This is a genomic window from Actinophytocola oryzae, from assembly GCF_004364325.1.
Lineage (GTDB): Bacteria > Actinomycetota > Actinomycetes > Mycobacteriales > Pseudonocardiaceae > Actinophytocola > Actinophytocola oryzae.
Genome location: NZ_SOCP01000001.1, coordinates 541718 through 550735 on the forward strand (window position 1 = coordinate 541718; position 9018 = coordinate 550735).

Annotated in this window: 10 protein-coding genes; 5 read left to right on the forward strand and 5 right to left on the reverse strand. The window is 71.8% G+C overall.

Annotation, left to right across the window (positions count from 1 at the left end):
• Positions 1-170 precede the first annotated feature (170 nt).
• On the forward strand, positions 171-1082 hold the full coding sequence (locus CLV71_RS02230) for a proline iminopeptidase-family hydrolase (protein ID WP_133900831.1): 912 nt from the start codon (positions 171-173) through the stop codon (positions 1080-1082).
• Positions 1079-1921 carry a TIGR03619 family F420-dependent LLM class oxidoreductase gene (locus tag CLV71_RS02235; RefSeq protein WP_166663883.1) on the forward strand — a complete coding sequence of 281 codons (843 nt, stop codon included), beginning with the start codon at positions 1079-1081 and terminating at the stop codon, positions 1919-1921. Before CLV71_RS02230 ends, CLV71_RS02235 begins: the two co-directional genes overlap by 4 nt.
• Here CLV71_RS02235 and CLV71_RS02240 read toward each other — a convergent pair.
• Complete coding sequence (locus CLV71_RS02240) at positions 1911-3419, reverse strand: GMC family oxidoreductase (RefSeq protein ID WP_133900833.1); 1509 nt, start codon at positions 3417-3419, stop codon at positions 1911-1913. The two genes, CLV71_RS02235 and CLV71_RS02240, sit on opposite strands and share 11 nt — an antisense overlap.
• Here CLV71_RS02240 and CLV71_RS02245 point away from each other — a divergent pair.
• Complete coding sequence (locus tag CLV71_RS02245) at positions 3406-3648, forward strand: hypothetical protein (protein WP_133900834.1); 243 nt, start codon at positions 3406-3408, stop codon at positions 3646-3648. The two genes, CLV71_RS02240 and CLV71_RS02245, sit on opposite strands and share 14 nt — an antisense overlap.
• Here CLV71_RS02245 and CLV71_RS02250 read toward each other — a convergent pair.
• From CLV71_RS02250 to CLV71_RS02260, 3 genes are all read right to left on the reverse strand, one after another.
• A complete protein-coding gene (locus CLV71_RS02250; protein WP_133900835.1) occupies positions 3645-4865 on the reverse strand; it encodes a beta-ketoacyl-[acyl-carrier-protein] synthase family protein in 1221 nt (406 codons plus the stop codon). The genes CLV71_RS02245 and CLV71_RS02250 overlap by 4 nt on opposite strands.
• A gap of 416 nt (positions 4866-5281) precedes the next feature.
• Positions 5282-5530, reverse strand: coding sequence for a phosphopantetheine-binding protein (locus CLV71_RS02255; RefSeq protein ID WP_133900836.1), 249 nt, complete (start codon positions 5528-5530; stop codon positions 5282-5284).
• A gap of 21 nt (positions 5531-5551) precedes the next feature.
• Positions 5552-6553, reverse strand: coding sequence for a beta-ketoacyl-ACP synthase III (locus CLV71_RS02260; protein WP_133900837.1), 1002 nt, complete (start codon positions 6551-6553; stop codon positions 5552-5554).
• A gap of 135 nt (positions 6554-6688) precedes the next feature.
• Here CLV71_RS02260 and CLV71_RS02265 point away from each other — a divergent pair, with 135 nt between their 5' ends.
• A complete protein-coding gene (locus tag CLV71_RS02265) occupies positions 6689-7183 on the forward strand; it encodes a MaoC/PaaZ C-terminal domain-containing protein (protein WP_133900838.1) in 495 nt (164 codons plus the stop codon).
• Here CLV71_RS02265 and CLV71_RS02270 read toward each other — a convergent pair.
• Complete coding sequence (locus tag CLV71_RS02270; protein ID WP_133900839.1) at positions 7156-7929, reverse strand: AfsR/SARP family transcriptional regulator; 774 nt, start codon at positions 7927-7929, stop codon at positions 7156-7158. The two genes, CLV71_RS02265 and CLV71_RS02270, sit on opposite strands and share 28 nt — an antisense overlap.
• Positions 7930-8124: 195 nt before the next feature.
• Between CLV71_RS02270 and CLV71_RS02275 the strand changes: the two genes are divergently transcribed.
• Positions 8125-8964: a DUF5829 family protein gene (locus CLV71_RS02275; protein WP_133900840.1), complete on the forward strand. Its 840-nt coding sequence runs from the start codon at positions 8125-8127 to the stop codon at positions 8962-8964.
• The last annotated feature ends 54 nt before the right edge of the window (positions 8965-9018 follow it).

Consider the following 9018-nt stretch of genomic DNA (forward strand, 5'->3'; position numbering starts at 1 on the left):
GGAGAAACTCCGTTCCACTGTGGACGTTCCACGCACACGGTCGCCACGAAGTCTCTGCCGGGCGCCTGACCAGCCGGTGACCGATCGCTGACGGGTCCGGTCAGCGCCGGGTAACCGGCCGGTCAGCACGGGCAGGGAGCCTCGGCGTGGGTTCTCATCATGGAGGCGACATGGCCGAGTCGTTCGACGGCGTCCTGCGGCACGACGGGCTCGACACCTGGTATCGGGTGGTGGGGGAGCTGGACCAGGCGGCGCCACTGGTGGTCTGCCACGGCGGCCCCGGCCTCACCCACGACTACCTGGAGTCGCTGTCGGCACTGGCCGACGGTCGCGCGGTCGTGTTCTACGACCAGCACGGCACCGGCCGCTCCGGGCACCGGCCCGACGCCCCGGACGGGTTCTTCTCCGTCGAGCTGTACGTGCGCGAGCTGGCCGCACTCCTTGACCACCTGGGCATCGCGGGCGGCTACCACCTGCTCGGCCACTCCTGGGGCGGCCTGCTCGGCCTCGAGCACGCGGTGCGCAGGCCCGCCGGGCTGCGGTCACTGACCGTGGCGTCCGGCTTCGCCCGTTCGGACACCTACACCGCCGAGGTCGGCGCCCTGGTGGCCGCGCTGCCCGACGACGTCCGCACGGTGATCGAGACGCACGAGGCGGCAGGCACCACCGACTCGCCCGAGTACGACGAGGCGGTGCGGGTCTTCTACCGGCGTCACGTCTGCCGCGCGAAGCCCGTGCCCGGCGAGGTGATGCGTACCCTCGTCGCGCTCGCCGAGGACTCGACGGTCTACCGCACGATGGCCGGGCCGAGCGAGTTCCGGCTCACCGGCACCCTCGCGGGCTGGGACATCACCGACCGGCTCGACGCGATCGAGGTCGACGTGCTGCTGGTGTCCGGCGAGCACGACGAGGTGACGCCGGGCGCGGTCGGCGAGCTGCACCGCGCGCTGCCCGGGTCGCGGTGGGAGCTGATCCCCGACGCCAGCCACATGGCGCACGTCGAGCACCCGGAGCGGTTCCGGGCACTGGTCGGGGAGTTCCTCGCGAGCGCGGGTGCCCGCGTCGATACCGTGGGTTCGTGACGCTGACGATCGGACTGTACGGGGCCAACCTGCGGGTGCTGGCCGCCCCCTCCGCCGCGGCCGGGATCGCCCGGCTGGCCGAGGACCTCGGGTACGACTCGCTGTGGGTGGGCGACCACGTCGTCCTGCCGACGCCACGGGTCGAGCCCTCGCCGATGGAACCCGCCGAGCCGTTGCTGGACCCTGTGGTGTCGTTGGGTTTCCTCGCCGCGCACACCAGTCGGATCGCGTTGGCTGCTGGTGTCGTCGTGCTGCCGCAACGGAACCCGCTCGTGCTGGCCAAGCAGCTGGCGACCGTCGACGTGCTCAGCGGCGGCCGGCTCGTGTTCGGCGCCGGCGTCGGCTACCTCGAACCGGAGCTGACCGCGATCGGCGTGCCGCTCGCGCGTCGCGGGGCACGCACCGAGGAGTACCTGGCCGCGATCCAGTCACTCTGGTACGACGAAAAACCGGAGTATCACGGCGAGTTCGTCGACTTCGCCGGCGTAGACGCGCACCCTCGGCCGGTGCGTCGCGTGCCCGTCGTGCTCGGTGGGCACAGCACGACCGGGCTCCGCCGCGCGTTGCGGCTGGCCGACGGCTGGTACGGCTACCTGCTCGGCCTGCGTGCCACGAAGGAACGTCTCGCGGAGCTGGCCAGGCTCGCCACCGAGGTGCCGCGCGAGACACCGCTGCACGTCAGCATCACGCCGTCGCGCCTGCTCACCCCCGAGATCGTCGCGGACTACGCCGAACTGGGGGTGGACCGGCTCGTCGTCGCGCCCCTGCCCGAGTTCTCGCTGGAGCAGGTGCGCGACTTCGTCGAGGCCAACGCGCCCGGGCGGCTGCTCAGCCGATGAACTCGGCGACCCGCTCGCCGATCATGATCGCGGGCGTGTTCGTGTTGCCCGTCGGGACGCCCGGCACCACGGACATGTCGGCCACCCGCAGGTTCGCCACACCGTGCACCCGCAGCCGCTCGTCGACCACGGCGTCCGCGTCCGCGCCCATCCGGCAGGTGCCTGCCTGGTGGTGGTAGGTGCTGACGGTCCGGCGGACGTAGTCGCGCAGCTCCTCGTCGGACTTCACGTCCGGCCCCGGGTACACCTCGGCAGCACCCCATTCCTCACGCAGCACCGAGGTGCGGCCGATCTCCCGGCACAGCTCCACCGCGGCGACCAGTGCCCGCACGTCCGCCTCGGTCCGGAGCACACCGAGGTCCACGAGCGGCTCGTCCTCGACGTTCGGGCCGGACAACCGGACCCGGCCACGGCTCGTCGGCCGCACGATGCCCGCCTGCATGGTGACGCCGGCCTGCGGTCCCGACATGCCCGGCCCGTACATCGGCACGGGGAAGTTGAGCGGCTGCACGTCCGGGGTCGCGAGACCCGGCCTGCTACGCCAGAACAGGTGGGTCTGGGCGGGACCGAGGCCGGCGGAGGGGCGGCCGGGGTTGCGGGTCATACCCACGATCACGGGTGACAGCAGGTGGTCGTGCAGGTTCTCACCCACACCGGGAATCCCGGCGACGACCGGGACACCCACGTCCCGCAGGTGCGCCGGGTCGCCGATGCCGGACAACATCAGCACGCGCGGCGACTCCAGTGCGCCGGCACACAGCACGACCTCGCCGGTCGTGGCGGCGGAGGCGACCTGGCCGTCGCTGACCCACTCGGCGCCGACGCAGGTGCCACCGTCGAACAGGAGGCGGCGGACACGGGCGCCGGTGACCACGGTCAGGTCGGGGGAGCCCAGGACGGGCGCGAGGTAGGCGTCGAAGGCGCTGTGGCGTCGGCCGTCCGCGATCGTGAACTGCACGCGGGAGACGCCGTCCGGCTCGCCGGTGTTGTAGTCCGGGTTGTAGCGGATGCCGGTCTCCTCGGCGGCCTTGATCAGCGACTCGTGCACGGGGTCGGTGCGGTAGCGGGTGGTGATCCGCAGTGGGCCGCCTGAGCCGTGCCACTCGTCGGCGCCGGCGTCGAAGTCCTCGATCCGCCTGAAGACCGGGAGCACGTCGGCCCAGGACCAGCCCGCGTTGCCGAGGTAGGCCCAGTGGTCGTAGTCGGCGGCGGCGCCACGGGTGTTGATCATGGCGTTGAGGGCGCTGGACCCGCCGAGGACCCGGCCCCTCGGCAGGTGCAGCCGCCGGTCGGCGGCGGCCTCCTGGGGGGTGGTCCGGTAGGCCCAGTCCTGCTCGCCGAACCACAGCTCGCCGAAGCGCAGCGGGTCGTGGATGGCGGGGTTGGTCGCGGGACCACCCGCCTCGAGCAGCAGCACCCGCGCACCCCGGTCGACGAGCCGCCTGGCCACCACGCACCCGGCCGACCCCGCACCGACGACGATCGTGTCGAACTCCACCCTGTTCTCCTGTGTTCGTGAGACCGCCCTGGCCGTACTGATGGACGCCTTCGTAACGCTGGCCGTACTGATGGACGCCTTCGTAACGCTGGGCGCACTGATGGACGCCTTCGTAACGCTGGCCGTACTGATGGACGCCTTCGTAACGCTGGCCGTACTGAAGGACGCCTTCGTAACGCTGGGCGCACTGAAGGACGCCTTCAGTGCACTTGGCCGCGTGATCGGCTAGGCCGTGAACGCGAGCACCGCGTTCTGGCCACCGAAGCCGAACGAATTGCTGACCGCGACGTCGACCCGCTGTGCCCTGGCCGCCTTGGCCACCACATCCACGTCGACCTCGGGATCCTGACTGTCGAGGTTCGCGGTCGGCGGCACCTGCCCGTCGCGCACGGTCAGCACGGTCAACGCAGCCTCGATCGCACCGGCCGCCCCGAGCGTGTGACCAACCACGCCCTTGGTAGAGGTGACCGTGGCGCCGCCGGGCAGCAGACCCCGCAGGACCTTGGCCTCGACCGCGTCGTTGAGCGGCGTCGACGTGCCGTGCGCGTTGACATGGTCGACATCGGCGGGACTCAGCCCACCGTCGGCGAGCGCGGCGAGGATCGCCCTGCGGGCACCCGTGCCCTCCGGATCCGGCGCGGTCAGATGGTGGGCGTCGGCCGACGCGCCGTAGCCGGCGAGCCGCGCGTGGACCCGCGCGCCACGTGCCCGCGCGTCGGTCTCCCGCTCCAGCACCAGGATCCCGCTGCCCTCACCGATGACGAACCCGTCCCGGTCCGTGTCGAACGGCCGGGACGCGGCACCCGGATCGCCTAGCCGCTTCGACAGCGCACCCATCTGCGCGAAGCCCGTGACGATCAGCGGGCTGACCCCCGCCTCGGCGCCGCCGGTGATCACCACGTCACACCGGTTGCTGCGCAACAGGTCCAGCGCGGTCCCGATGGCCGTCGCGCCGGACGCGCACGCCGTGGCCGTGACCAGGCACGGGCCCTTGGCGCCGAACCGCATGGCGACGTTGCCCGCCACCATGTTGGGCACCAGCATCGGGATCAGCAGCGCCGACACGGCTTCGGCGCCGCGGTCGAGCAGGTTGCGGTGCTGCTTCTCCCAGGTGCTCACCCCGCCGAGGCCGCAGCCGATGACCACGGCGACCCTGGGTGCGTCCCAGGACTCCGGGTCGAGGCCGGCGTCGGCGACGGCCTCCCGGGTGGCGGCGATGGCGAGTTGGGTGAACCGGTCCTGGGTGAGGTTCGCGCGCCTGCCCGAGTGCTTGTTGGGCTCGAAGCCCGGGACCGTGCAGGCGAAGTCCACCGGCAGCCCGGCCAGGTGCTCGGTGCGGGCCGCGGTCGGCGTGCCGGACCACACCCGCTCCTGGGTGGCCGCCACGCCGATCCCGGCCGCCGTGACCAGGCCGAGCCCGGTGACCGCGATCGACGGAGAAGTCACGATGCCCCCTCGCCCGCCCTGCCCGACGCTATCCACATGGCAACGAGCGGAGCGTCCGTTCTGCTCCCTGAGCCCTTATGAAAGTCCCATTCGTTGCTACCTGAACCCGTGTGAGAGTCCCATTCGTGCGTCCGGTCGCAGGTGAGTGGCCATTGTGGACGTTCTTTGGCCGCTCCGCAAGCCTGGCTCACGGCGTCTCCGTTCCGCTGCGTTGCGCCCAGACGCTTCGCAGGCTCCGCTGCCCTGCGCGGGCTCGGTGGCGTCGTGAATATGGACCGTTCGCTCCGCAGGCTCCGCTCACGACGCCTCCGTTCCCGCTGCGTGGCGCCGGAACGCTTCGCAGGCTCCGCTGCACCGGCGCCCTCCGCGGGCTCGGTGGCGTCGTGAATATGGACCGTTCGCTCCGCAGGCTCCGCTCACGACGCCTTCGCCTCCGCCATCTGCTGGCTGATCAGCTCCGCCGCCCGCTCGATCGTGTCGCGTGGGGACGCCGTGTCCTCCTCGATGGAGACCCCGATCTCGGTCTGCACCACCAGTAGCAGCTCGACCATGAACAGCGAGTCCATGTCCAGGTCCTCGAAGGTGATGCCCGGCTTGATCTCCGCCCGGTCCACCTCGAAGCGGGTCACCAGCAGGTCCACCAGGCGGTCGTACATGTCACTCATCGGTTGGGCTCCTTCGTTGTGTCAGGCCCGGCTGAGCACGGGCCACGTCAGTACGGTCGAACCCCAGGTCAGCCCGCCGCCGAACGCGGTGAGCAGCACCCGTTGGCCGGCACGCAGCTCGCCGTTCGCGTGTGCGTGGTCCAGCGCGAGCGGGATGGACGCCGCCGCCGTGTTGCCGACCTCGGCCAGGTTGCCGAGACAGCGCTCCCGGGGCAGGCCCAGCGAGTCGGCCAGGCTGGCGAGGATGCGTTGGTTGGCCTGGTGCCCGACCAGCGCGTCTACCTCGCCGATCGCGGTGCCGGTCGCGTCCAGCACCGCGCGGCACGACTCCGTCATGCGTCGCACGGCCCGCCAGAAGACTTCCTTGCCCGCCATGGAGAAGTACTCGTCGCCTGGCTCCGGCGCCTTGCCGGACAGGCGTTGACGGGACCCGCCCGCACGCACGGTGATGAGGTCCTGCCCCTCGCCGTCGCTGCCCAGGTCGCACGGGCCCAGGGCGCCCGCCTCTTCGGGGTCGCCTGCCCGCAATACCACCGCGCCCGCGCCGTCGCCGAAGATCACCGACGTGGCGCGGTCGTCCGGGTTGAGGATGCTCGAGAACGTCTCGGCGCCGATCACCAGCGCCGAGGACGCCGTGCCGGCCGCGATCAGGCCCGCGGCGTTCGCCAGGCCGTACAGGAACCCGGTGCAGACCGCCGCGACGTCGAACGCCGCCACACCCGTCATGCCGAGCTGGCTCGCTACCAGCGGCGCGGTGCCCGGACAGGGGCGGTCCGGGGTCGTGGTGGCCACGACGACCACGTCCACGCTCGTCTGGCCTGCCGACTTGAGTGCCTGCGCACCCGCGCCGACCGCGAGGTCCGAGGTGGCGCTGCCCTGGTCGGCGTACCGGCGGGTGCTGATGCCGGTCCGCGAGCGGATCCACTCGTCGGTGGTGTCCAGGCGGGTTGTCAGCTCCGCGTTGGACACCGACCTGGCGGGCAGGCAGCTGCCGATGCCCGCGACGACCGCCGCACGGTTCACCTTGCCCCCTACGGAATCCGGCTGTGTGTCCTGTCGATGCTGGGTGCGCGGGCTGACCGACCGCTGACCGGCGGCTGACCTGACCCGTAGGCGATCGGTCACCGGCCGGTCAGCGCGACGGTTGATCGTGGTCGCATGCGGGTTTTCGACGGTGCGGCCGAGCTGGCCGGTGAGGTCGGCAACGACCTCGGCGCGTGCGCGTGGCGGGAGCTGACCCAGGCCGAGGTCACGGCGTTCGCCGAGGCGACCGGGGACCTCCAGTGGATCCACGTCGACCCCGAACGCGCGGCGGAGGGACCCTTCGGCGGGCCCGTCGCCCACGGCTTCTACCTGCTGTCCCTGCTGCCGGCGCTGCTTGCCGAGGTGTTCACGATCGAGGGCGTCGGCGCGGTGGTGAACCTCGGTGTCGACGCCGTCCGCTTCCACCGCCCGGTTCGCGTCGGCGCGCGTTTCCGTTACGTGGCAACGGTCGACGCGGTCGAGGTGCGCAGGCGCGGGGTCGCGGACGTGACGCTCGGCGCCCGGCTCGAGGTGGCGGACATGGCGGAGCCCGCGCTGACGGCAGTGCTTCACCAGATGGTGCGCCCGCCCCGCCGGGTCCCTCAGCGCGAGGCGGCCACCACGCGGTGAGGGCCGGCCAGTACCGGGTCCTGCGCCAGGATGTCCTCGTGGCAGCGGCGCAACCGGGCCCCGGGCTGCACGCCCAGCTCCACGTCCAGCCTGTTGCGGATCCGGTGGAACGCCGACAGCGCGTCGCTCTGGCGCCCGCACCGGTACAGCGCGACCATCAGCAGCTCGCAGAACGACTCGCGCAGCGGGTTCTGCGCGACCAGCCTGCCGAGGTCGGCCACCGCGGTCGCCACGTCGCCGACGGCGAGGCGTGCCGCCGCCAGATCCTCCCACAGGCTCAGGCGCCGCTCCTCGAACAGCGTCGCGGCACCCCGGCAGCGCAGGCCGTCACCCGCGTCGAGCAGCGCCGGACCACGCCAGAGGCTGAGCGCCTCGGTCAGCACCTCGACCGCCCGCTCCGGCACCGTGTCGACCATGGCCGCGCCACGCGAGGCGAGGTCGAGGAACCGGGTGGCGTCGACCTCGCCCGAGGGCAGCCGCAGGAGGTAGCCGTTGGGCACCGCGGCCAGCTCGATCTCGCCGTCGCCGAGCACCTTGCGCAGCCTCGTGGCCTGCGCCTGTAGGGCGTTGCGCGGGTTGCCGAGGCCGCGGTCGGACCACAGCTCGTCGGCCAGCTCGTCGTAGGACACCGGGCGGCCGGGGTCGAGCGCGAGCACCGCGAGCAGTGCGCGTGTTTTCGCGGCACGAATGTCGCGGGCGGTGCCGTCCACCGTCACCGAGACGGTGCCGAGAAGTCCGATGAGCACGTTCTCCCCAATCCGATGCTGTCGGGCATCCTTTTCGAGGAGTAGCACAATCACGGCGGCGAAAGCCAGGAATGGTTGCTTCTCCCGGGGGCCCCAGGGCCGCCCCAGGGGATTCCCTAGTGCCCTCTCACACCGCGGTCGCGGCAGACTCGGGAATCGATCGACGCCTGCGAATTCCCTGGATCGGAGCGACGCGTGAAGCCGGAGACCGACACCCTGCGGGCCACCCCGACGCCCTACCTCGACCACGTGATGGTCCTGGTGGACCGGGACACCTACGGGGCGGTGCTGGCCGAGGAGCACCTCGGCGCGACGTTCGGCAGGCGCAAGCACAAGCAGGCCGACAGCTCCATCGCCGGCTCGTACTCCACGCTCGGCATCGCCGGCCGCGAGACCCTGGTCGAGCTGTTCGAGGAGGTGCCCGGCGGGTCCCCGATGCGAGGCGGGCTCGTGTTCTCGTTCGAGCGCACCGGGTCCGCGCAGGCCGCCAGGTCGGTGCTCGACGGCGCCGACGACGTGAGCTACTACTACGACCTGGTCAGGCGGGCGGTCGACGGCGCGGACGAGCCGCAGCCCTGGTACCACCTGATCAACGTCGACCTCGGGCCGGGCAGCCCGTTCGTGTTGTTCCTCAACGAGGTCACCCCCGAGTACTTCGCCTCGCTCGGCGCGAAGCCTGCCGACGACGGTGCGCTGCGGCGCCGCGAGTACCTCGACGCGGCACTCGGCGAGACCGACGGCGGCGACCGCGTCTTCGGCGACATCCGGGGCGTCACGATCGACGTGACCGCCGACCGGGCGAGCCGGATCGCCGCCGCGCTGACCCAGTTCGGCTTCACCGAGGCGCGGACCGACGGCGGCGTCGAGCTGTCCAGGGCCGACCTCACCCTGTCGCTGCGGATCGCCGAAACGGAACGCGTGACCGGACTGCGCCTGGAACTGTTCGGCGCGGATCCGGGCACGGAATTCACGTTCGGCGGCGGCAGCAAATTGGTCGTCGATTCCGAGGAGTCGGCGAGGTGGCTGTTCTTCTGATCCCGGTGTGTGAATTCCTCCGATTCCGTGCAGGCTGAGGGAGCAGCGGAGTAC